The following is a 22,397-nucleotide window of genomic DNA, read 5'->3' as shown; positions in this document are numbered from 1 at the left end:
CGGGGATCACCCGCGGGGGAACCCGCACACGGCATCGGCGATGTACTCGACCTGCGAGTCGGTCAGGTGGGGGTAGACCGGCAGCGCCAGGGTCTGTCTGCTGGCCTGCTCGGCGTGCGGCCACCGGTCGCCTGGCTTCGTGAAGGGGGCGAACGCCGACTGCAGCGGTAGTGGTAGCGGGTAGTAGACGTGGCAGCCGACGCCCTGGTCCAGCAGGTGCCTCTTCAGCTCGTCACGGCGCTCCGCGAGCAGTGAGTAGACGTAGTAGCAGCGGCCTTCCCGGCCCGGTGGCGGCGGCGTCACGCCCCGTCCGGTCAGAGCGGAGAAACGCTCGGTGTAGTAGTCGGCGATGGCCGCCCGCCGCTCCAGCCGCTCAGGGAGCCCGGCGAAGCGATACGTCTGGAAGGCGGCCTGGATCTCGTCGAACCTGCTGTTGTGTCCGACGAGGTGGTGCACGAACCGCTGTGTGCCGTCCTGCCCGTGGTTGCGCAGCATCCGCACCCGCCGGCCGATCGCGGCGTCCCGGGTGACGACCGCTCCGCCCTCGCCCGGCATGCCGAAGGACTTCACCTGCACGAACGAGAAGACTCCGGCCTCTCCCCACAGGCCCGCCGGCGTCCTATCAAGCACCGCGCCCTGCGCGACCGCGGAGTCCTCGATCAGCCGGACGCCCCGCCGCCGCGCGATCCGTGCGAACCGTGGCATGTCGGCCATGACGGAGAACATGTGCGCCGGCATGACCGCCCTGGTGTGCTCGGTGATCCGCCTCTCCGCATCGTCGGGGTCGGCGACCATTGTGTGCGGATGGACGTCCGCGAACACCGGCGTGGCTCCCGCGGTCACGACGGAGGCGGCCAGCGGCGCGCAGCCGAAGGCCGGCACCACCACCTCGTCCCCCGCGCCCACCCCCATCGCGGTCAGCACCAGGCCGAGCGCCGAAGTTCCGCTGCCGCACGCGACCACGTCCGCCGCACCGAGGAAATCCCGCAGCAGCTCCTCGAACGCGCGCGTGTGTGCACCGAGAATGAAGCGCTGCTCAGGCGCGCGTCCGATGTCACGCAGAAGGCCGAGCATCACCTTGCGGTCGTCTTCGAAAAGGTCCGGCGGAAAGAACGGGATCCGCTGCCGGAACGACGTCACACCGGCCTCCCGGCGTAGAAGTCGTGCACGGCCTCACAGACCTGGTCGACCTGCTCCATGGTGAGGTCCGGATACAAAGGCAGCGCCACCGCGCGTGCACTGGCCGCCTCGGCGTGGGGGAAGTCCCCTCGGGAATATCCCCATTCCGCGAAGCACGGCTGCAGATGCAGGGGAAGGGGGTAGTACACCTCGGTGCCGATGCCGCGCCGCGCCAGATGGCCGACGAGCGCGTCGCGGCGCTCGGCCTCGATCAGATAGACGTAGAAGACGCATGAGGAGCCCGGTCCGCGATCGACTACCTCGGGCAGGCGCACAATTCCGGGGATGTGCCGGAGCCGCTCCCGATACGCCTCGGCCAGTTCGGCGCGCCGCCGGATATCGCTGTCCAGGCAGGTCAGCTTGGCCAGCAGGACGGCGGCCTGGATGTCGTCCATCTTGCTGTTCATCCCGGGGAGCCCGGTTTCCGTGGAGATCCCGGGGAAGTTGTCGACCGTCCGTCCGAACCGGCCGTGGTGGCGCAGCGCCGAGACCGTCTCCGCCACCTCCGGCCGGTCCGTGAGTACGGCGCCGGCGTCACCGAGGGCGCCGAGGGTCTTGCTCGGGAAGAACGAGAGCACACCGCCCGCGCCGTGCAGACCCGCGTGCACTCCGTTCTGGCGCATGCCGATCCCCTCCGCGCTGTCCTCCAGCACAGTCAGCCCGTGGCGGGCAGCGACGGCGGTCAGTCCGGTCATGTCGGCCATCTGGGAGAACAGGTGCGCGGGCATGATGAAACGGCTCGCCGGTGTGACGGCGGCCCCCAGTGCGCCCGGCTCCATCGCGTACGTGACGGGGTCGATGTCGACGAACTGTGGCCGCCCGCCGGCGAGCACCACGGACGTGGCAGTGGCCACGAACGAATAAGCAGGCACGAGAACCCCGTCGCCGGGGCGGAGCCCGCACGCGCGCAACAGCAGCACCAACGCGTCCGTACCGCTGTTCACCGCCACGGTGAAACGCGCGCCGGTATACGCGGCCAATTCCCCCTCCAGCTTCGCGACCTGACGGCCGTGTGAGAATTTTCCGTTGTCGAAAACCTCCTCCACGCGTGCCTCGATCACCGGCCACAGGCGCTCGAATGACGCCACCTGGGAGAAGAACGGAATTGTCTCGGCTATGTCCCGGGAACGGGCCATGATGTCGCCGCCCGCCCCACTGGGATCTCCTTCGAACATGCCACCCACACCCCGAATGCGTTCGGTGGATCACCAGCCGTAGTGAGCTACCCACGGCGAAAAGCCGTTAGCTGTCCCACGGTCATATTCACACTTTGCGGTATGACCTGTTCGTATTGCTTGACTCTGCTTCGACCGGGCGCGACCGTACGCCGTGCCGGAAGGTCCTCGCGTCCTCCGCCGCGGGCCGCTGAGGCCTGGCGCCGGGCGCCTGACCACATCGACCAAGCCCCCTCTACGGAGGAAGATGCTGCAACCCCTCGTGATCGGACTGGGCCGCTCCGGGGCCGGACTGCACCTGAAAGCCCTTTCGAAAACGGCCTCTTCGCCGGAGGGTCCGCGCTTCACCGGGCCGCCGATAGCGTGCGATCCGCGTCCGGAGGCCGGCCGGGACCTTCGCGGTGTCACGGTCGTCCTTTCGATAGCCGAAGCCTCCCGGCTCGTCCCGCCATCGTCCGCCGTGGTGCACGTGTGCACGCCGCCGTTGTCACGGATCCCCGTGCTCACCGAACTCGCCGAACGCGGCTTCCGTAGGTTCCTGGTCGAAAAGCCGCTGGCGGCCGACCGCACGGAACTCGACGCAATCGTCCGGCTGCGCCGGCAATACGGCCTCGATCTCGCGGTCGTCTCCCACTGGCGCCATTCGGAACTCACGCGCAGACTGTGTCGTCTGGTGCAGGAGCGCACGTTCGGTGCGCTGGTCTCGGTCTCGGTCGCTCAGCACAAGCCGCGCTTTTTGCGGTCGTTGACCACAGAGGGCCATCCGACGGCTTTCGATGTGGAAATCCCCCATTCCCTCGGCGTCGTGCTCGATCTGGCAGGACCCGCCGAACTCCTCGACGCGCACTGGAGCGACATGCACTGCAGTGACGGTGAAAACGGCAACAGTATCGTCCGCCCCCGTATGGGAGGCGCGCGGCTCATCCTGGCGCACAGCTCGGGCGTACGGACCACAATCACCTCCCGGCTCACCTCACCCGTGCAGCAGCGCAGCATCACTCTCCGGTTCGAGCACGGCTGCGCGACGGGGCACTATCCGCTGAGCGAGAAGGACGACCACGCGCATCTTGTGGTCGCGGGCGCAGGGCGCCGCCACCACATCTTCCGCGACGACGCGCTGACGGTCTTCATGCGGCGTACATACGAGGACTTCCACGACGGCAGACGGGCCGACTTCTCCTCGCACCACGAGGCCACCCGCCTGCTGTGCGAGGCCAAAGACCACTGCCGTGCCGCGGAAGGGCCGAGCGCGGGGGACGGGCATGCCCGGTGAACACGACGCCCCCGGGGCGGCCGTCGCGAGCCGCCTCGCGGGCATCGGCGACGAGGCGGCCGCCGGGATCGAAGGACAGATCGCCGCGGTCCGCAGACTGAACTGGACCGCGCTGGAGCTGCGCACTGTGGACGGCACATGGCTGGCCGACCTCACTCCCGGCGCGTTCCACAGCGTCGCCGACCGGCTTCGGGACGCGCAGATCGACGTGGTGTGCCTCGCCTCCCGCATCGGGAACTGGGCCCGGCCCGTCACCGGTGCCTTCGAGGACGACCTCGCCGAACTGGAGACGCTCGCGCAGCGGTGCGCCACTTTGCGGTGCCGGTACGTCAGGATCATGTCGTACCCCAACGACGGCCTCGCCGAGGCCGAGTGGGCGCAGCGCGTCATCGACCGCGTCTCCCGCCTGGCCGCCCGCGCGGAGCAGGCGGGCATCACGCTCGTGCACGAGAACTGCGCAGGGTGGGCGGGCGAGAGCGCCGAACGGATGGTGCGCCTCGTCGAAGCCGTCGGCAGTCCGGCACTCCGGCTGCTGTTCGACACGGGCAACGGCGTCCCGCACGGCTACGACGCCTGCGGTCTGCTGGAGCGGATCCTCCCGTACGTCACTCACGTGCACATCAAGGACGCCGCCAGGACGCCGCACGGAACGGCGTACACGCTCCCCGGCGAAGGCCAGGCGCGCGTCGCTGAGTGCCTGCGGCTGCTGCTGGGATCCGGTTACTCGGGAGCGCTCTCCCTTGAGCCCCACCTCGCCACGCAGCCCCACGCGGGACTGCGGGTGCGGGACGGTGACGCGACGGCGCTGTTCGTCCGGGCCGGACAGCGGCTCCGCACACTTCTGGCCGGTCTGTGCCTGCCGCAGCAGCAGCCCGGTGACGCGATCGCGGGTGGTCGGGAATGAAGGGTAGTGGTCTGCTCCACGCCGGCGACCGCGAGCTCCTCCTCCGGCTGCTGCGTACGCCGACCGCCGGGCCGCTGGAGGCGGGTCCCGGGGCGGAGCCCGCCCAGTTGTGGCAGGCGCAGCGCGACTACGCGCTCGCCGCCAGGGCGATCGGCATGCGAGTTCTGCATCACGCCCCCTCGCCCGCGGAATCGGTGCGGCGGGAGGACGTGCCGCACGCGGTGCGGCTGGCCGCCGAGGACCCCGATTTCCTCACGCAGCAGCCGAACCTGGTACTGCGCCTAGGGCCTGCTCTGCCGCCCGCGGCGACCGTGATGTTCAACGTGCACCTCGACACGGTGTCCGGCCTCGAACCCGTGGGCTTCGACGGAGCACGCTTCACCGGACGCGGTGCCATCGACGCCAAGGGCCCCGCGGTGGCCCTGCTGGCAGGCGTGCGCGCGGCGACGGCCGCGCACAGCGCAATCGGGCGCGACGTGGCGGTCCTCATCCAGGCGGTCTCCGGCGAGGAAGGCGGCGCGATGGGCGTCTTCGGGACACGGCCACTGATCGAGTCGGGCTTCTTCGGGCGCCTCAACGTCTTCTGCGAACCGACCGGTCTGCGCCACCTCCCCCGCGCCACCGCGTCGATGACGGCGCGCGTAACCGTCAACGGCGAGGGGGCGGTCGACGACCGCCCGGACACCGGGCACAACGCCACAGTCCTGCTCGGATTCCTCGCCCAGCACCTGGCGACGGCACTCGGCTCACGGGCGCCGGACGGCCGCACCGGCAGGGTCTGTGTCGCCGGTGTGCACACCGGGCACCTGCACAACCGCGTCTACGGGCGAGGCCGGCTGCTGCTCAACCTCTCCTACGGCTCCGCCGCGGAAGGCGCCGAGGCCGAGAAGGCGGTGACCGAAGCGGTCGGCTCCGGCGTCCGGGAGTTCACCGAACGTTACGCCGGCACCGGCGAGTTCGCTCGTACGGCAGCGGATGCGGCCGGGATCACCTGCCTGGAGTGGGACAAGCGTGGACTGCCGTGCCTGGACAACGCCGACCCGTGGGCCGAAGCAATCCTGGAATCCGCGGGCGTGGCCCGCTGTCCCGCCGATGAACCGGCGTTCACCTGCGACGCCATCTGGATGAACGGCGTTCCCGACACTTTCACCACAGTATTCGGGCCGGGCTCCCTCGACGGCAACAATGCGCACGCACAGGGAGAGTTCGCCGACCTGACCGACCTGGACGCGTTCGCGTCCGCGGTCTCCGGGCTGCTCGTCGCCTTCGCCGGGCAAGCCGCCGAACAAGGGGGAGGTTCCGCATGACGGTCCGCCGGAGCGACAGCGCGCCAGGGCAGACGGTGCTGGTCGACTACCACGACCTGCGCCACGCCATCACCGGTCTGTTCACCGCGCACGGCATCCCATCACAGCGCGCTGCCACCGCCGCCACGGCCCTGTGTTACGGAGACCTCACCGGGCTCGACTCCCACGGCGTGTTCAACCTCGGCCGCCTGTATCTGCCGCTCCTCACATCCGGCAGGTCCGACCCCGTGGCCGAGCCCCGGACGCTCACCGACCTGGGCGCCTGCGCGGTCGTCGACTCCCGGCGCGCACTCGGGCTGTGGGCCGCCTCCGAGGCGATGGACTCCGCCGTCGACCGTGCGCGCCGGCACGGGATCGGCCTGGTGTCGGTCCGTGGCGCGACGCACTTCGGCTGCGCCGGGTTCCACGCAGCCCGCGCCGCCAAGCAGGGCATGATCGGTGTGGTCGCGGGCAACTGCGGCGGTCAGCGCATCGCGCGTCCTCCGCGGGGCGCGGTCGCCATGCTCGGCACGAACCCGCTCAGCGTCGCCGCGCCCGCGCTCGAAGACCATCCCTTCGTCCTCGACATGAGCACGACGGTGGTGCCCACCGGGCGGATCCGTACGGCCGCCCGCCTCGGCGAGACCGTGCCCGAGGGATGGCTGGAGGACCCGGCCGGGAACCCGGTAACCGACCCTGCCGCGTTCGACCGCGGGGAGGCCTGCCTGCGCTGGCTGGGCGGGAACCCGGATACCGGCGCGTACAAGGGGTTCGGGCTGGGACTGGCCGTCGAGCTGCTGGCCGCTGTGCTGCCCGGAGCAGCCGTCGGCCCTGCCCCCGAGAGCCTCGGCGGGGACGGCCGTCCGCACGGCCGCGACGACGACATCGGTTTCTTCGCGCTCGCCATCGCGCCGGGCGAGCTGCGCCGGGAGGAGGACTTCCGCGGCGCGGCGCGCTCGCTCTTCAGCACCCTGCTGGGCTGCCCGCCCCTCGACGAGCACGCTCCCGTACGCTATCCGGGCTGGTGGGAAGCCGAACGCGCGCGCACGCGCCTGCGCGACGGGATCCCCGTCGCGGCGCACCTCCACGAGGAGCTCACCGAGCTGGGGCTCGTCCTTCCCGTCCTCCCGGCGAACGGAGCCGCCTGATGCCGCCCCGCCCCCGCCGCGTCGGCGTCACCGGACTCGGCGTCATCTCAAGGTTCTACCTCGCCGCGATCGACCGCCTCCCGCGCTGGGAGCTGGCGGCCGTGTGCGACGTACGCCGGGCAGCGCTGGCCCCGCACCGCGGACGCGTTCCCTGCTACGGCGACCACCGCTCGATGCTGGCGAAGGCGGGTCTCGACGCCGTCCTCGTCACCGCGCCGAACCATGTGCACGCCGAGGTCTGCCGGGACGCGCTGCTCGCCGGCGTCCCGGTCTGCGTCGAAAAGCCGCTCGCTCTCTCAGGAACCGAAGGGCATGGTCTGGTCGCGTTGGCGCGCGACCGGGAGGTGCCGCTCTTCACCGCGTTTCACCGCCGCTACAACGACAACGTGCTCTCGCTGCAGCGGAGCCTGCCGACCGATGCCCGGATCACGTCGATGAGAGTGCGCTACCTCGAACGCATCGAGGAGCACATCGGCCAGGACACCTGGTACCTCGATCCGCTGCGCTGCGGCGGCGGCTGCGTAGCCGACAACGGCCCGAACGCCTTCGACCTCGTCCGGCAGTTCCTCGGCCACGTCGAGGTGGCCGGCTCGGCGGTCCTGCGCGACGCCCGGGGTACGGACCGGCAGGCGGTCGTGGACCTGCGGGCTCCGGGCGGGAGTACGGCCAGGGTCGAGCTCGACTGGTCGCATCCCGGCGAGACCAAGGACGTCGAGGTGCGACTGGAGAGCGGCACGGTCCTGTACGCGGACATGCTGGCGCGGCACCCAGGATTCAAAGCGTCGCTGTGGCACGAGTACGCCGGCGTCCTCGACGGCTTCGCCGCCGTTCTCTCGGCCGGGCCCGGCGCCGGTACCGACGACGGCCTCGCCGCGCTGGAACTGGTGGAGGCAAGTTATCGCGGGGAACGGTCCACGACGACAGCACGGGAGCAGCGATGAGTACGTACGGCGAAGACGGCGCCAAGCGGCCGGTGCGGGGCGTCCTTGTCAAGGTCCTTCTGCACCACCGGACCGAGCGCGGCATGTCCCTTGAACCGCATGCGAGCCGCTGCGTGCGGCGCGGCGAGGTCCATGAGCTGGTCACCACCGACCACAGGGAGACGGCGCCGGGAGCCTGCATCGACCGCGTCGGTTTTCTCGGCTTCGCGGAGCTCGCCTGCGCAGGGGTGATCGACCGCGGCGACGAACTCTGGATCGGGGGCAGCCGTCTCGGCACAGTGCTGGGATTCGACGCCTGCCACTTCCCCAACCACTACAACATCCTCATCAGCGCCGACCGGCTTGTCACCGGGGGCGATCTGGAATTGCGGCCTGAGATGCCGGTCGCCTTCACTCCGGTGCCGGGCCCGGCCTCCTGACACGATGCGGCCGGTGGCTTCCACTCGGCGGAGACCACCGGCCGCATCGCCGTGGAGTCAGCCCAGCAACTCAACCTCCAGGCGGCCGAAGTGGTAGTCGCGGACCGCAGCGAGCAGTTCCTCCAGCGACAGTTCGCCGTCGCCGTTCTTGTCCACCCGCCGGAAGGCCTCCTGGGCCTCGGCGCGGTCCACGCCGATCCCGGCAAGCCACGCCTCGAACTCCCCGGCGTTGATCTGCCCGTCGGCGTTCTTGTCGCAGAGACCGATGATGGCCTTCACCACGGGGCCGAGCGCGCGGTTGAAGTTGGCCTCACCGCCCTGGAAGATCAGGTTCTCGGTGACGCTCAAGAACTGGTCCTTGGAGAGGGGGCCCTCAGCCGGAACCCCGGCCTCCCGCACGAGGTAGTCGAACAGGCTGTGGAACGCGTCCCTCAGCGCCTGCACCTCCCCCGAGTCGGGGGACTTCCCGAAGGCATGGGCGATCTTGGCAGCCTCCTCCTCGAAGTCACCGCGTTCAAGGGCCCCGTTGCCGTCCGCGTCCCATTTCTCGAAACGCTTGACCAGTCGGTCGGTCGCGATGGCAGTACTCACTATTCCGTTCTCCTTTTCCTCTCGGATTCCTCTCGGACTCGCTGGCAGACCGCGACGCCGTATCTCCATTGGGCGCCACCTCGCGTGAACTTCACCGAAGCCCGACGCAAGTTCAAAGGACCCGCAATCACTTCTCTTCACGGGTCGGTTCCAGGTTTTCAGAGCCGAGTCACCCGGGCTCCTGATGCTTTTCCGCGCGTGTCCAGCAGTGCACATCTGGCGCGCGTCAGCATCGTCATGTCGTAGCAGGCGTGATCCTGTAGAAGAATTGCCAGATCCGCGTCGGCCAACGCCTCAGGAAGGCACTCAACCCGCTCCACGAGCGCACCGCCGACCGTGAATTCCGGTACGTACGGATCGTGATAGGTGACTTTGGCCCCCTTGTCGCGGAGTCCTTTCGCCACGGGAGCCGCCGGCGACTCCCTGGTGTCGGCGACATCGGGTTTGTACGCCACCCCTAGCAGCAGCACCTTCGCCTCGCACACCGGCTTTCCGAGCTCCGCAAGCAATCTGGCAGCCCGCTCGACCACATGGCGCGGCATCTGCGACAGCACGTCCTGGGCCGCCGAGAGCATCCGAAGCGGGACCCCTTCGGCTTCGGCCTTCGCCGCGAGGTAACGGGAATCGACCGGGACGCAGTGGCCGCCCACCCCGGCCCCCGGCACGAAGGGTGCGAAGCCGAAGGGCTTCGTCGCGGCGCAGTGCAGCACGTCCCACACATCGATGTCCGTCTTGTCGCAGAACAGCGCGACCTCGTTGACCAGCGCGATGTTCACATACCGGTACGTGTTCTCCAGCAACTTGGCCATCTCGGCCTCGCGCGTGCCCCTTGAGACCACCAATGTGTCCACGAACCGGCCGTAGAAGGCGACAGCGCGCTTGGCGCACAGCGGCGTACAGCCGCTCACCACCTTCGGGGTATTGCGGATCCCGAACCGCCCGTTGCCCGGATCGATCCGCTCCGGCGAGTACGCGAGGTGGAAGTCCTCACCGGCCCGCATCCCGCTCCCCCGCTCAAGGATCGGCCGCACCACCTCCTCCGTAGTGCCCGGATAACTCGTGGACTCCAGGATCACCAGTGTTCCCGGCCGCAGATGGGTAGCCACTCTGCGGGAGGCCGCCCGTACCGCGGCAAGATCGGGTGCACCGTCCGCCGAGAGGCCGGTGGGCACGCAGATCACGACCGTCTCGCCATGGCCGGTCACCGACGGATCGAACGTGGCGCGGAAGCCCGCCGAGAGCATGTCGGCGACCTCCGCGTCCCGGACGTCGCCGACATGCGAGCGCCCCGCGCCCAGCCCGGCCACCACCGAGGCGGAGACGTCGTGGCCGAGGGTCGACAGCCCCGCCGCGCATGCCTGCCGCGCGAGCGGCAGTCCGACGTAGCCCAGTCCGACCACGACGAGGTCAACAACCATGCGGAACTCCTTGCGGGTGCGTCGCTTCCGCTGTGCTGGGCAAGGAAGCCCCGTCAGCTCCAGGGCTTCTGGCGGAGCGCATTGGCCAGCTCCTGACGATCGGGCACTCAGACGGAGAAACTTCCGCTGCCCGGGGTGACGTGTGAACCGTGTCCGGGCTGCACGGTGAAGCTCGGACTGAGGCAGAGCGGATCCGTGTAGACGCGCACGGGTTTATCGGTTTTATTGATCAGCACGTGGGCAGCAAGCGGCAGCTTGTTGCAGCCTGCGGGGTTCTCGTATGTCGTCAGCGGGTTGATTTCGGTTTCGAATACGACGACTTCACCGGTGGACGCTTCGGCGGGAACGGTGAAACCCAGCATGAGAAGAGCCGTCCCCATGGCAATGAGCGCAGAACCGACTCGGCGCACGTTATATTCCCCTCCTGAAGAACGATTACGTTATTCATCGTCTCCAGCACTCAACGTGCTTAAGGTTCGCACCGTCCAAGTGCACTCGAATAAGCGACCCATGGTCGTTCTCGTGATCAATAAAGAATCTTGTGGTATAAGACGGCCCAGTGCGGGCGTGGCCGCCAGGCAGGTTTTCAAGAGCGCTGTACGTGCGCGTGTGCGCGGCGCGTGAGCCGAGACGGTCAGCGATGCTTGAGTGTCCTTTTTCCCGTAGCGTGAAGACCGTGACTGCAGGGGAAGTGGAGAGTGTGCTTGTGCGGTCGACGCAGGGCACGGTGACGGCATTGCTGCCGTTCCGTTTCCCTGGGCCGCCGACCCGAACTGGATTGCGCGTTGGGCACGCATCCGGCTCTCCGCGTGTCTTGTCCGGTGGTCAGCCGTGGTCGGCTGCCAGCCCGATGGTCTTCGGACTTGGAATCCGAACTCCACGGTAGCGATAGCGTTCGATCGCGACGCTGGATGCGCCGAGGAACTACCGTGCCGCCTGAGGCGAAACGCCACCTCTGATCGCAGTGGTCCCTGCGGGCGCGCGTCGGCGGACGGCGCGCCGAGCAGGGCAAAGACATGAGCGTGGGCGCGGCCGGACACCAGGACATCTACAACGCCGGGGACCGTGAGCACGCGGCCCGGGCCGTCCAAGTGTTCACCCGGCAGTACGGGGCGAAGTTTCCCAAGGCCGTCAAGAAGATCACGGACGACGAAGAGGAACTGCTGGCGTTCTTCGACTTCCCCGCCGAGCACTGGATTCATCTGCGGACGACGAACCCCATCGAGTCGGCGTTCGCCACCGTGCGGCTGCGGACGAAGGTGACCAAGGGCGCCGGCAGCCCGGGCCGCCGCCCTGGCCATGGTCTTCAAGCTGGTGGAATCCGCTCATGCCCGCTGGCGGGCTGTGACCGCGCCCCACCTCGTCGCGCTCGTCCGCGCCGGAGCCCGCTTCGAACGCGGCCACCTCGTCGAGCGCCCCGAGGCCCTCGCGGCATGAGCAGCGCTCCGTGGGGACCATCTGGGGACCAGCGGGGGCGGGTTCGTCGGAGGTGGTGACCCCGCGGCCGGCCGCCAGGTGCGCGCTGAGCGCCTGGCCCGCCAGGTCCACCGACCGAAGATCGGGATGCAGATAGCGCTGCGTTGTGGTGAGCGAGCCATGCCCGGCGACCTTGCGCAGTACATGGAGCGGCACCCCTGCATCCGCCATCCAGGTCAGACCTGTATGGCGCAGGTCATGCCGCCGCAGATGCTCGTAACCGAGCTTGACCACGACCTCGTCCCAGTGCGTCGCGTCCCGCAGGACCGCAGTGGTGATTCGCCCTCCGCGCGGACCGGTGAACAGTCGGTTCATGGGGTCATGGCCGACCGCGTCCAGCCGTGCGGCGACCATGGGACGAATCTCCGGGATGATCGGCACGGTGCGACGGCGCTTGCCCTTGGTGCCCTTGTCGACCAGCCCACCGGGAGCCGTCGTAGTCTGCCGGCAGACCTCCCAGCCGCCGTACTCACCGGCCGACCGGAGCACGAGCGCCGAGGCCAGCTCATTCAGCGCCGCCCAGTCCCGCAGCGCCAGCGAGCGCGGAACGTCCAGTTCGTCCTCAGCCAGCTTGTACTGCCGTTGCCAGCCGGACCAACTATGCACCGCGCGATCCACCACGCCGTTGGTGACCAGGGGGGTCTGGAGATGCCCGAGCGCCGGAACGACCCGGAGATCCCAGCCGGCGCGGTAGGGGTGCATCCCGCTCGGAAGCATTCCCCACCGATGCAGAGGCCCAGACGTGGATTGCGCGTATGCAGCGGCTTGCGGGGCGCGGAGTGCTGGTGGCGCGGTAGTCCGCGCGTACTTCGCGGCGTTCGGTGAAGGTCGAGGAATAGCGGCGGCTCTTGGTCAGGAAGTGGCCGCGGGAGCCGAGCATGTGAGTCCAACGGGCCAGCATCCGCTTCGGATAGATCCGTTGAAGGTCCGCGCACGCGGTCATCAGGCGCCCCCCGCTGCCTCGGCACGTTCCGCAGTAGACCGGCTTGTCGGTGGCGCCTGCGATCTCAGCCGCTTTGGTGGCGTACTTTGCGACATAGGAAGCGACCTTCTGTTCGGTGATGTCGTCCTTGCCGAACGCCTTGATTGGTCTGACGTCGAGCTTCTCGCCCCGGCACAGCGAGCGCGCGGGCAAGCCCTCAGCAGCGGGAACGGTCACCGTGGTGTATGGATGCTTCCTGGCCTCGTGGATAGCGTCAGTGAGCATCTCGAGCGTGGCCCACTCGGGAGGCAGCGTGTCAGGTCCCGCCGGACCGTCGAGGCGGATCACGGCGTGGAAGTGGATCGCTCCGCGATTCTGGAATTCGGCGACCTTGCCGTACGACAGGCGGACTGCAGCGGCGAATTCGCGTTGGGTCAGTCCCGCGCGGGCGGCGATCTCAACGAGCTGAACATCCACCCGTCCATGCGTTTATGCGGATCGATCACGGACTAGCGGGGCGCGCGGAGCCCTACATCGTTTCCCCACTGCCACAGGTGTCAGCGCGACCGCGGAATCACGTGCTCGATAGCACCTGTACGCATGGGAGCTCACCATCGCGGCCAGGTCAGTAGCAGGGGAATTCCCTCAGGGCTACGGAGGAGACCTCGTTGTCGAGGGTGTACAGGCCGAGGTCGTAGACGTGGGTGTGCGGAGGCACTTCGAGGCAGGTCCCCGGGTCGCTCCATGTCGGGAAGTGCCGGTAGAGGTAGATGGGTTCGTCCAGGTTGTTGACGACGGAGCTGGCCCTGTCGGCGGCGCCCTGCGTCCCGAGGTCGGTGACGGGGGACTTGAAGATCCAGATCTGGCCGTCGGCGTGGCGGATGTTGAAGCCGCGGTGGTCGTAGAGGCAGTAGAACTTCTGCGGGCACTCATCGATGCCTTGCCCGGCGCCGACGGCCCGTGCGGTTGGAGTGCTGGTGGGCGAGGCGGAGGCGGTCGAGGTGAGCCCCGCGGTGAGTGCGATGGCCGAAACGAAGCTGACAACGGCGGTGATGAAGCGACGCATGGGTCATTTCCTCCTCGGTGGCGACAGTGAAGCAACCCGTAGCTACCCAGAGGGATTGACTGAATGCACTCAGTAGTGGCCTGACGGTTGTGAAGCGGCGCAATCGCGACATCTGCGGAAGCCTATTTCGCGCGGGGCGCACCGCTGCCGTGCCGTCGGGCCGATGTGCCGCGGGTGGTCGGCCAGGCCGATGTCATCGCCCGGGGGTGGCTGCCGCATGTTTTCTCAGCAGGCGACTGACACCGGCTGAGCAGACCTCAGCAACCGTCCAGCCGGTAGTTCGCATCGAGGTGATCTCCCCGTGCCCGCTGCGTGCCAGATGGGGCGGGGAACGGTGGGGAAAAACGGGGACTCGCGGAGCACGGAAACGAGGAAAGCCCCTGACCGTATGCACTGGTCAGAGGCTGTTCCCCTCGTGTGGCGGGTGCAGGGTTCGAACCTGCGCAGGCGTAAGCCGACAGATTTACAGCTCGCCGACTTCGTCAGCCATGGCGCGCACGGACTGACGCGCGGTTCCCTCGGTAGCGGCCACCTGGTGGGAGGGCGATGCTGGATGCAGGGGGCATGTGATTGAGAGGCACATCCATGGCTCGGACCAGCACAGCCAAGCAGCCGCGCACGTCATTCCTTTCCCGTCCTGGTGTCCGCCGCGTCGCCCCGTTCGCTCTGATCACCGCAATCGCCTTGATCTTCATCTTCGAGAACAACGCGAGCACCAAGATCCGCCTTCTCATTCCAGAGGTGACCATGCCACTGTGGGGCGCCCTTCTGATTGCCTGGGCCCTCGGCATACTTGCCTTCGCATTTGCTCGGCATCGACGCCGCTGAATGTGCAGTTCCGCAGACGCGGCCGTCCAGCACTGGAGCGCTCACAGGAACGAACTTACAAAGCAGTGATCACAAGGATGGTCCGATCATCGCCGGGCCGTCTCTGGGCCGTGCGAGGTCGGCCAACGGTGACAGAGGACCACCGGGGGTGACCGGTCTCCCACCGCTCTGGCCTGGGGCCCCGGAGTCGCTCTGCGGCACTGGTTGGACCATGCCTGCACCCGGAGGGCTGACGTCGGACGTGGCAGCTGACATCCACGGGTGACATCAACGGCAATGGATGACCACGCATCTTGGCGGTCCTACGTGGAGAGGGCAGCGCCTGTTGGTCTTCACCGAGCGGGTGAGGTCAAGCCATCGAGTCGAACTTACAAGGTAGGTCCTCAGCAGCCGTGGACAATTCGTGGACAGGAAACAACTCACTGCCCACATCCGGACCTGTGACCAGCGACGATCCCAAAGGCCGAAGCGGCCTCCGGCGCCGTGTGCGCAGGTTCGAACATTCCCTGCCCAACTCTGGAAACGGCGCAGCCTTCAAGAGCCGGACCCAGTCTCATCGAGTCCGGCTCTGTGTCGTGTTCCCGCACCGCTGCGGAATCCTCATCCTCGACCCAATCCGGGCGGCGAAGACAGGGGCCCCTCGGCTGCTCGGTTGGCTCAGGCGTTGGGACGCTTGCCGTGATTGGCCTTCTTCTTCTTACGGCCGCGTCGCTTGTTCCCTCGCTTGGCCATGGTGCACATCTCCCTAATTCGGGACTTTCCATGCCTTCGTCAGTCTAGATTCGGCCCGGGGTGTCCGCATCAGCGGTGCCGCGGCCACAGCGCCCGTACCGGTGCTCCGCCGCCCCAGCAGTCACTGTCTTCTGTCGAATGCGCGTCGAAGCCGGGCAGGCCGATCCATCACAGCGCTGCCAACTGCAGGTAAGAGTCCGTGCAGGGCTCGGACCATCAAGCGCCTTCTAAGCACTTGGCTAGTGGTTCGTCCGCACCAGGGTTAGGCGGATCGTCGTGTACTGGACAGCTCGAGCGCTTCGTGGTGGTGCCAGAGCAAATGGCGGTCGCCACGGCGTAGCTCTGCGTCTCCCCACTCCAGGCGCATGACCCCTTTGTCCATGGCACACGCGTAGGCCAAGAGCACTACGCCGACGTTTGGATCAAGCTGGTTTAGGTCGTTGTGGAACTCCTGTTCTTGCAGTTCCTCGAGCCCTAGATCCAGCTCTTCCTGCATGGGCTCCGGCCCGTGGCGTCGGATCAGGTCGGCTCGGAGGCCGACTGCGCGGCGGAGTCGCGCGACGGTCACCGGGACGTCCCTCAGCCGCGCCTGTGGGGACCACTGGGAGTCAAGGGGTCGCAGGTTCAAATCCTGTCGTGCCGACCAGCGTTTTCGCAGTCGGAGGCCCTTTTCTCAGAGATGGGAGAGCAGCCTTTTCCGCGTTCGCAGGCCTGGTGGTCGCATGGTGGTCGCGTATGTGCCCTGGAGTTGGGATGCCTGGGGTGAACTGGCTGCTGGGGCGGGGGAGTAGAGCCGGTTGTGGCGCCTTTCTGTGTGGTCGTGGTGTGGCCGCAGCCAGTGCGGCCAGTGGCGGCCGGTGGCGTCTTGGTCGGCGTTGGTCAGGGCCTGGTCGATGGTGTCCACGGCATCGCGGGCGGCTTGCCGGGTGAGGTGGCTGTAGAGGTTTGCTGTGGTGAACAGCGTGGAATGCCGCAAGGTCTTGGACACGACCGTGAGGGGGACGCCTGCGGTGATGGTGGGGATTGCGGCGAGGTGCCGAAGGTCGTGCAGGCCGATGCGCGGTAGACCGGCTTCCTTGGCGCATCGGCGGAAGCGGTCGAGTACCGACTGCGAGACAGCGGAACATGGTCACCCTCCCGCGGCCCACTGCCAGCTGGGTGTCGGCGAAGCCGGCGAAATGGCGGCGGCCGAGTTCGTCGAGCTTCAGGCTGCCAAGGCCGGGGATAAAATAGTGGTGCGTTCCAGCTGGCGGCGGTGCTGGTCGCGGCAGCCGCAGCGGCGGTAGACGCGTCCGCGGTCGGCAGAGGAGCGCATGATGATCGCCTCCTGGGAGGAGCAAGGTGCTGACGTGGCCAGTGTCTGCTGATGTGCTCACCATGCGACCACCCGCAGTATCAGGTCCCGCCTGACCTGGAAGTCCCCCTTGTCGAGGCGCCAAGTGCGCGCGTCCCGGTGCTCGTCACCCGCCGCCGCTCGGGGCTGGGGAAGGCCGTCAGCCCACGCGAAGTGTGCCCGGACACGGGGCTGGCCCCCCGCCACAGGCCGCCCTGCTGCTCAACGAGCTGCTCGCGAATTCCGTCCGGATGATGGAGGAGCTCTGCGCCGATGGTGCGCTTGGGTGACCGCGCTCCCCGGAACCGTGTCGGCTCACAATGGTCGGAACGCCGCGCGTTTACTCGGAGTATGAAGGCACCAGATGTGCTCGCGGACGCTTTCGGACGCATCCACGAGGTGGTGCACGAGGCGGCCGAGGGGCTCACGGTGAAGGATCTCCATGCCCGTCTCGATCCCCGGGCCAACTCCATCGCCTGGCTCGTGTGGCACCTCTCGCGGATTCAGGACGATCACGTGGCCGACGCCTCGGGCCAGGAACAGGTGTGGCTCTCTCAGGCTCGCCGGCGGCTGGCCGTCGATGAACCGCTCGGGACGGAAGACGTCCGGCTGGTCGGCGATCTCCGCGTACAGCAGCTTGTCGAGCCGGCGCTGGAGGGACGTGTGCCGGCGCCAGGGCCCGAAGCGCTGGAGCAGGAGGTAGGGCAGCCCGAGCAGGTTCTTGCACCACCGCAGGCAGTCGCAGTCCGGGCGGCCGCTTCGCTAGCAGTCGGGTTGTGGGGGCAGACGTGATGGAGGGTCATTTCTCGCCGCCACCCTGTTTCTCGCAGTGCCCCCGCCCTTTGTACGGGCAGGCCGGGTTAGGGTCCTGGCGTGCTCAAGCTGATCCTGCCGACCGCCGTGGCGTGCGCCGAGTCCTTCACGGACGTAACCGAGTCCGCGCTCCTTCCTGAGGAGCGGGCGGCGCTCGGGGCAGCGCGCCATGAGGGTCGGCGGCGGGAGTTCACCACGGTCCGCCACTGCGCCCGGCGGGCCCTGGCCGACCTCGGCGTACCGCCCGTACCGCTGCTGCCCGGCGAGCGTGGGGCACCGCGGTGGCCGGCGGGGGTGGTCGGGAGCATGACGCACTGTCCGGGGTACCGGGCGGCGGCGGTGGCGCGCAGCGGGGAGATACGGGCGGTGGGGATCGACGCCGAACTCCATGCCGCACTGCCGCGGCGGGTGCTCGGCGCCGTCACACGGCCCGAGGAACGGGAGCGGCTGGCCGTACTCTCCGGCGCCGACCCGGAGGTGTGCTGGGACCGGCTGCTGTTCTGTGCGAAGGAGGCGGTGTACAAGGCGTGGTTCCCCATGACGCGCCGCCGTCTGGGTTTCGCGGACGCGTCGGTCACGTTCGACCGGACTTCCGGGAGCTTCCACCTCGACGTCAGCGAACCGGCCAGCGCCGGGAGCGCGCCGGCGTCCTACTCCTTCGAGGGGCGCTGGACGGCCACCCCGGGCCTGCTCCTCGCCACCGTCGCGGTGCCCGTGGTTCCTGTCGTTCCTGTACTCAGGAGTGGTCCGGATTCCTCCATCCCGCCCGTGAGTTGAGCGGCGACATCAGGGCGCCGAGACCGACGAGCAGCCGCAGCGCGCCCGCGATCGCAATGATCAGATACATGTTGTGCCAGTGCTGTTCCAGCACACCGCCCAGGATCGAGGCGACCGGGATGGACATGAACGCGATCATCCTGGTGGTGGCGACCACGCGGCCGAGCAGCCGCGCGGGCGCGGTGCGCTGACGCAGGACGAACCAACTCACCATGTTCACGGTGCCGATGCCGTAGATCAGCGCCCACAGCACGGAGATGCCGACGACGTCCTGGAAGGGGATCAGCGTGACGATATCGACGCCGGCCAGGACCGTCCCTGCGATGATGACCCGGCAGGGCCATCGTCAGGCTCCTCCCACCCGGCCTGCTCCCACCGCTGCGCGCGCTGCACGGCGTGACGCGAAGCGGCGGGCCAGCCAGGGACACGCCGCCGCCCCGAGCACCGCGCCCGCCCCCTGCGCCGCGAAGACCACGGCGATCAGGCTCGGCGACATCGCGAGGTAGTCGCTGAGGTAGTAGACGAGGTTGGCCTGCACCAGCCAGGTGCCTGGTCGGTCCGGCGGGGCGGCCGGACCGGCGACTCATTCGCTGTGGGCGTGGGCAGGTAGTCGCGGCGCCGCGGGTCTGATGGTCAGGTTGCGCACGCTGCTGCTGCACAGCGCCAGGAAGGTCGCGGTCACGACGAGTCCGGCGCCGAGCAGGAGGGTCGTACGGAGTCCCGTGTGCAGGGCGAGCGGGCCGGCCGCCATCTCACCGAGCGGGATGGCCACGAAGGAGCCGAGGGCGTCGTAGGAGTAGACCCGGGCCAGCCGTTCCGGCGGGATGTTCTCCTGGAGCGACACGTCCCAGGCCACGGCGAGTTGTTCCAGCGCGACGCCGTTGGCGAACATCGCGAGGACCAGCACGAGCTCGTTCGACGTGGTCGCGAGCGCCAGCAGTGGCAGCGCCTCGAACACTCCGATGGCCGTGCCCAGCCGCAGGGCGTGCCGCGGCTGGGTGCGGGCCGCGATGACGCCGCCCGCGAGCGCGCCGGCCGTCTGCGCCGCGAGCAGCAGTCCCCAGGTCGTACGGCCGAAGGACTGGTCGGCGATGGTGGGCCCGAGAACTTGGAGGCCGCCGGCGACCACCGCGTTGATGACCAGGAACTGGAGCACCACGACCCACACCCAGGTGCGGGAGACGAACTCCGACCAGCCCTCGCGCAGTTCGGCCAGCGGCCGTGCCCGGTCGCCGTTCGGCGGTGGCGTCTTCGCCGACCGGATGCCGGCGAAACACAGGCCCGCGAGCAGGAACACCCCCGCGTTGGTGGCGATGCCCCAGCCGGAGCCGACGAAGCCGACGATGATGCCGCCCGTGGAGGCACCGACGACCATGCCCGCGTTGATGGCCATCCGCACGAGCGCGTTGGCCTGCCGGATCATCGCGTGCGGAACGGTCTGCGGGACCAGGGCGGCGGCCGCCGGCAGCGACACCGCGGACACCATGCCGTTGATGACACTGACCACGACCAGGACCGGGATGGAGGCGAAGCCGAGCAGCACGCTCGCCGCGATGAAGGCCTGGGCCATCCCGGCGGCCACGCTCGACCCCTGGAGCACGAAGGTGCGCGGCAGCCGGTCGGCGATCACCCCGCCGAACAGCAGCAGCACCACATTGGCGACGGACCGCGCGCCGACGACGATGCCGAGGTCGATCACCGAGCCCGTGAGGTCCAGCACCGCGAACGAGAGCACGATGGGCGCCATCGCGTTGGCGACATAGGTCGCCATCCTCCCGCACGCCAACCAGCGGAAATCGCGCTGCCGCAGCGTGTCGAACAGGGTGGGGGTGCGAGCGCGGTCGCTCATCGCTGGTCCACCGGACTCTCCAGGACCAGCACGCCGTTGGAGGCGGCACCCTGGTGCGTATTGATGAGAACACCGCTGTTGGGGGAGGAGTGCCGGACGTAAAGGCCCGAGGGCTCGCGGCCGTACACCAGTGGCCCCAGCACGCACGGGACGGCGGCGCTGCGGATCTCCCCGGTCTCGGCGTGCGCGAACTCGAAGGTGACCTGGTCGGTGTCCACGACCCGCTGGAGGATGTGGTCGCCCCTTTCTGCGGCGTACAGGATCAGCTCCCGCCACTCCTCCTCGGTCACCGAACGCCCCAGCGTCACACCGGCGCCGCCATAGCCGTCGCCGGGCTTGAGGACCAGGAACGTCCTGTCACCACTGAGTGCCTCCGCTCGGACGATGGTCGTCTCGGGTATGTGGCGGCGTACGAAGTCCTGGTCGGCCGGGTCCAGTCCGGGGAGGTCCTCCCAGATCCAGGCCAGCACCCGCTTGTCGCTGACCGGGCTGGTGGCCTCCGGCGTGTACATCTCCGCGGTGCCGGCCCGAAGCGCCCCGGCCAGGGCGTCGAGTCCCGCACCCGGCTGCTCGACCGGTAGGAAGAGGCGGAAGACACCATGGACGATGTGCTCACCGGCGTGCAGCCGCCGCTGGTCGTCCAGGGTCAGCCGGTCCAGCGGATGACCGACGATGGAGATTCCGTGCGCCTTGCCCCGCTCGGCCAGGGGAGCGAGGAAGGCGATGAAGTCCTCGGGGTCCGCCAGGCTGTCGAGCCCGTCCTCGCGGAAGACGGGGACGGCGAGGCAGCTGCCCTCGGTGAGGCCGAGGAAGGAGGTCAGTTCGGTGAAGAGCGCGTCGAGAGCGGAGGGGGGCGGGCGTAGCGCGACCGCCTGCGATGTCTGCTCCGCGGCGCCGAGTGCGGAGTACAGCTCCATGAACTGCCCCGCGATCAGATCGGCTTCGATCGCTCCGCCTACCGCCCCGTCGATGTTGAGCTCGACGACTTTGGGCACACCGCGCTCGACCATGACGTCGGCGCGGAGGGATGTCAGTAACCGTTCGGTGAGCGGTTCGTCGGGGTCGAGGAGGGGGAACTCCTTCCGGGACATGCCGAGGGCATCGAGCAGGTCGCCCGCCGTCCGTGCCCGGCGCCTGCACGCCTCCAGCACGAGTGCCGCCGCGCGGAGCGCGACGGCGCCCACCCGGGCGTACGCCGCCTCGCCCAGCATGAGGGGCCTGGTCGGGCACCAGGAATCCGCCAGGCGCGGAACCCCGGCGTGCGCCTGGCGCCAGTGGGCCCTGCCGAGTGCGCCGGCCGTTCGGCGGAACTCCTCGGGCAGGGTGTCGTACAGGTCCACCACGGGTGCCTCGTTCACGGAGCCGACACCCACGTCTCGTATTCGGGGAGCAGGCCCTGCTCGGCCTGCTGGTAGGTCCGCACGAGCTCGGCGACGGCGGGGTTGCCGGTATCGAACTCGGTGTCGTCGACGCACCGGACAGGGCGTACGCCGCCGGCGGTGCTGGCAACGCACAGCGCATCGCAGCCGAGCAGCTCCTGCGCGCTCACCCGGGTCCGGGCCACCTCATAGCCGAGATCGCGGGCGATCTCGGCGACGGACGCGACGGTGATGCCGTCGAGCGCGGCCGCGGAGTCGGGCACGACGACGGTGCGGCCCCGCACCCCGAAGACGTTCTGCACGGTGCACTCGGCGACGGAGCCGGTGTCGTCGAGGAGCAACGCGTCGTCGTAGCCGCGCCGTTGGGCGTCCATCCAGGCGATCCTGGAGTTGAGGTAGGCGGCGGACACCTTCGCCTTGGTGGGGAACGCTCCGGGGCTGAGCCGGGCGACCGGCGACAGGGTCAGCCGGGGCCGCTGCCCGCGGATCAGCTCGTCGAAGTCCGAGACGTCGAAGGCCAGTACCGCCACCTCGGCCTGCGCGCCGGGCCTGGCCAGGCCGAGCACCCCGTCACCGAGGAAGGCGATGGGACGCAGATAGGCCCGGCGCAGGCCGTTGGCGCGCAGTGTCTCGTGGCAGGCCGCAGCGAGGTCGGCGGGGGACTGGGCCAGCGCCGTCCCCACCAGGCGGCACGACTCGGCGAACCGGGTCAGGTGCTCCTCGAGCCGGAAGAAGTGGTGGTCAGTGTCCCCGGAGGGGAACGCGGAGATCCCCTCGAACACGCACAGGCCGTAGTGGAGGCTGTGGTTGGCGAGGGTCAACGCGGTGTCTCCCGCGGGGACGACCCTGCCCTGCCACCACATGTACTTCGCTGGTTCGTTCATGCTG

At 68.8% G+C, this 22,397-nt stretch carries 21 protein-coding genes and 4 pseudogenes; 10 read left to right on the top strand and 15 right to left on the bottom strand.

Going from position 1 to position 22,397, the window contains the following annotated elements:
- Positions 1-6: 6 nt before the first annotated feature.
- Entirely contained in the window at positions 7-1,074 is a 1,068-nt protein-coding gene (locus ACTWQC_RS14205; protein WP_443316074.1) for a DegT/DnrJ/EryC1/StrS family aminotransferase, read from the bottom strand.
- Positions 1,075-1,136: 62 nt separating this feature from the next.
- A complete protein-coding gene (locus ACTWQC_RS14200; protein WP_443316011.1) occupies positions 1,137-2,354 on the bottom strand; it encodes a DegT/DnrJ/EryC1/StrS family aminotransferase in 1,218 nt (405 codons plus the stop codon).
- Between the two features lie 247 nt (positions 2,355-2,601).
- Here ACTWQC_RS14200 and ACTWQC_RS14195 point away from each other — a divergent pair, with 247 nt between their 5' ends.
- Genes ACTWQC_RS14195 through ACTWQC_RS14170 form a run of 6 tightly spaced genes read left to right on the top strand, consistent with a single transcriptional unit; the run spans position 2,602 to position 8,325 of the window.
- A complete protein-coding gene (locus tag ACTWQC_RS14195) occupies positions 2,602-3,627 on the top strand; it encodes a Gfo/Idh/MocA family protein (RefSeq protein ID WP_443316010.1) in 1,026 nt (341 codons plus the stop codon).
- Positions 3,617-4,531, top strand: a complete 915-nt coding sequence (locus ACTWQC_RS14190; RefSeq protein WP_443316009.1) for a sugar phosphate isomerase/epimerase family protein — start codon at positions 3,617-3,619, stop codon at positions 4,529-4,531. The genes ACTWQC_RS14195 and ACTWQC_RS14190 overlap by 11 nt, the downstream gene beginning before the upstream one ends.
- Positions 4,528-5,838: a M20/M25/M40 family metallo-hydrolase gene (locus tag ACTWQC_RS14185; protein ID WP_443316008.1), complete on the top strand. Its 1,311-nt coding sequence runs from the start codon at positions 4,528-4,530 to the stop codon at positions 5,836-5,838. Before ACTWQC_RS14190 ends, ACTWQC_RS14185 begins: the two co-directional genes overlap by 4 nt.
- Entirely contained in the window at positions 5,835-6,965 is a 1,131-nt protein-coding gene (locus ACTWQC_RS14180) for an Ldh family oxidoreductase (RefSeq protein WP_443316007.1), read from the top strand. Before ACTWQC_RS14185 ends, ACTWQC_RS14180 begins: the two co-directional genes overlap by 4 nt.
- Positions 6,965-7,906: a Gfo/Idh/MocA family protein gene (locus ACTWQC_RS14175; RefSeq protein ID WP_443316006.1), complete on the top strand. Its 942-nt coding sequence runs from the start codon at positions 6,965-6,967 to the stop codon at positions 7,904-7,906. The genes ACTWQC_RS14180 and ACTWQC_RS14175 overlap by 1 nt, the downstream gene beginning before the upstream one ends.
- The gene (locus tag ACTWQC_RS14170) at positions 7,903-8,325 is read left to right on the top strand and encodes a DUF6917 domain-containing protein (RefSeq protein WP_443316005.1); all 423 of its coding nucleotides are present in this window, start codon (positions 7,903-7,905) and stop codon (positions 8,323-8,325) included. Before ACTWQC_RS14175 ends, ACTWQC_RS14170 begins: the two co-directional genes overlap by 4 nt.
- A gap of 57 nt (positions 8,326-8,382) precedes the next feature.
- Here ACTWQC_RS14170 and ACTWQC_RS14165 read toward each other — a convergent pair whose 3' ends face one another.
- From ACTWQC_RS14165 to ACTWQC_RS14155, 3 genes are all read right to left on the bottom strand, one after another.
- Entirely contained in the window at positions 8,383-8,916 is a 534-nt protein-coding gene (locus ACTWQC_RS14165) for an EF-hand domain-containing protein (RefSeq protein ID WP_443316004.1), read from the bottom strand.
- Between the two features lie 158 nt (positions 8,917-9,074).
- On the bottom strand, positions 9,075-10,334 hold the full coding sequence (locus ACTWQC_RS14160; protein WP_443316003.1) for a nucleotide sugar dehydrogenase: 1,260 nt from the start codon (positions 10,332-10,334) through the stop codon (positions 9,075-9,077).
- 107 nt (positions 10,335-10,441) lie between these two features.
- Positions 10,442-10,744, bottom strand: coding sequence for a hypothetical protein (locus tag ACTWQC_RS14155; protein WP_443316002.1), 303 nt, complete (start codon positions 10,742-10,744; stop codon positions 10,442-10,444).
- A gap of 621 nt (positions 10,745-11,365) precedes the next feature.
- Between ACTWQC_RS14155 and ACTWQC_RS14150 the strand changes: the two are divergent.
- Positions 11,366-11,771: pseudogene (locus ACTWQC_RS14150) on the top strand (transposase); the annotation flags it as partial.
- A gap of 132 nt (positions 11,772-11,903) precedes the next feature.
- On the opposite strand, the pseudogene ACTWQC_RS14145 reads toward ACTWQC_RS14150, so the two are convergent.
- From ACTWQC_RS14145 to ACTWQC_RS14135, 3 genes and pseudogenes are all read right to left on the bottom strand, one after another.
- Positions 11,904-12,512, bottom strand: a pseudogene (locus ACTWQC_RS14145) (tyrosine-type recombinase/integrase); the annotation flags it as partial.
- Positions 12,409-13,191: pseudogene (locus ACTWQC_RS14140) on the bottom strand (replication initiator); the annotation flags it as partial. The pseudogenes ACTWQC_RS14140 and ACTWQC_RS14145, both read right to left, overlap by 104 nt.
- Positions 13,192-13,357: 166 nt before the next feature.
- A complete protein-coding gene (locus tag ACTWQC_RS14135) occupies positions 13,358-13,798 on the bottom strand; it encodes a peptidase inhibitor family I36 protein (RefSeq protein WP_443316001.1) in 441 nt (146 codons plus the stop codon).
- Positions 13,799-14,383: 585 nt separating this feature from the next.
- Here ACTWQC_RS14135 and ACTWQC_RS14130 point away from each other — a divergent pair.
- Positions 14,384-14,626: a hypothetical protein gene (locus ACTWQC_RS14130; RefSeq protein WP_443316000.1), complete on the top strand. Its 243-nt coding sequence runs from the start codon at positions 14,384-14,386 to the stop codon at positions 14,624-14,626.
- 657 nt (positions 14,627-15,283) lie between these two features.
- On the opposite strand, the gene ACTWQC_RS14125 is transcribed toward ACTWQC_RS14130, so the two are convergent.
- Both ACTWQC_RS14125 and ACTWQC_RS14120 read right to left on the bottom strand, forming a co-directional pair.
- Positions 15,284-15,358: a 50S ribosomal protein bL37 gene (locus tag ACTWQC_RS14125; RefSeq protein ID WP_099504217.1), complete on the bottom strand. Its 75-nt coding sequence runs from the start codon at positions 15,356-15,358 to the stop codon at positions 15,284-15,286.
- A 673-nt stretch (positions 15,359-16,031) separates the two neighbouring features.
- Positions 16,032-16,460 (bottom strand): annotated as a pseudogene (locus ACTWQC_RS14120) (tyrosine-type recombinase/integrase); the annotation flags it as partial.
- Between the two features lie 582 nt (positions 16,461-17,042).
- Here ACTWQC_RS14120 and ACTWQC_RS14115 point away from each other — a divergent pair.
- Entirely contained in the window at positions 17,043-17,483 is a 441-nt protein-coding gene (locus ACTWQC_RS14115; protein ID WP_443315999.1) for a DinB family protein, read from the top strand.
- Positions 17,484-17,564: 81 nt separating this feature from the next.
- The gene (locus ACTWQC_RS14110) at positions 17,565-18,281 is read left to right on the top strand and encodes a 4'-phosphopantetheinyl transferase family protein (protein WP_443315998.1); all 717 of its coding nucleotides are present in this window, start codon (positions 17,565-17,567) and stop codon (positions 18,279-18,281) included.
- Here the strand turns inward: ACTWQC_RS14110 and ACTWQC_RS14105 are convergent.
- From ACTWQC_RS14105 to ACTWQC_RS14085, 5 genes are all read right to left on the bottom strand, one after another.
- Positions 18,241-18,534: a hypothetical protein gene (locus ACTWQC_RS14105; RefSeq protein ID WP_443315997.1), complete on the bottom strand. Its 294-nt coding sequence runs from the start codon at positions 18,532-18,534 to the stop codon at positions 18,241-18,243. The genes ACTWQC_RS14110 and ACTWQC_RS14105 overlap by 41 nt on opposite strands.
- A gap of 93 nt (positions 18,535-18,627) precedes the next feature.
- The gene (locus ACTWQC_RS14100; protein ID WP_443315996.1) at positions 18,628-18,819 is read right to left on the bottom strand and encodes a hypothetical protein; all 192 of its coding nucleotides are present in this window, start codon (positions 18,817-18,819) and stop codon (positions 18,628-18,630) included.
- A 45-nt stretch (positions 18,820-18,864) separates the two neighbouring features.
- Entirely contained in the window at positions 18,865-20,130 is a 1,266-nt protein-coding gene (locus ACTWQC_RS14095) for an MFS transporter (protein ID WP_443315995.1), read from the bottom strand.
- Positions 20,127-21,488 carry a hypothetical protein gene (locus tag ACTWQC_RS14090; protein WP_443315994.1) on the bottom strand — a complete coding sequence of 454 codons (1,362 nt, stop codon included), beginning with the start codon at positions 21,486-21,488 and terminating at the stop codon, positions 20,127-20,129. Before ACTWQC_RS14090 ends, ACTWQC_RS14095 begins: the two co-directional genes overlap by 4 nt.
- On the bottom strand, positions 21,485-22,393 hold the full coding sequence (locus ACTWQC_RS14085) for an aminotransferase class IV (RefSeq protein WP_443315993.1): 909 nt from the start codon (positions 22,391-22,393) through the stop codon (positions 21,485-21,487). Before ACTWQC_RS14085 ends, ACTWQC_RS14090 begins: the two co-directional genes overlap by 4 nt.
- Positions 22,394-22,397 lie beyond the last annotated feature (4 nt).

It is taken from the genome of Streptomyces sp. 8N616, assembly GCF_052246385.1.
Classification (GTDB): domain Bacteria; phylum Actinomycetota; class Actinomycetes; order Streptomycetales; family Streptomycetaceae; genus Streptomyces.
The sequence above is the reverse complement of the archived record's forward strand: the minus strand, read 5'-3'. Positions and strand labels throughout refer to the sequence as shown.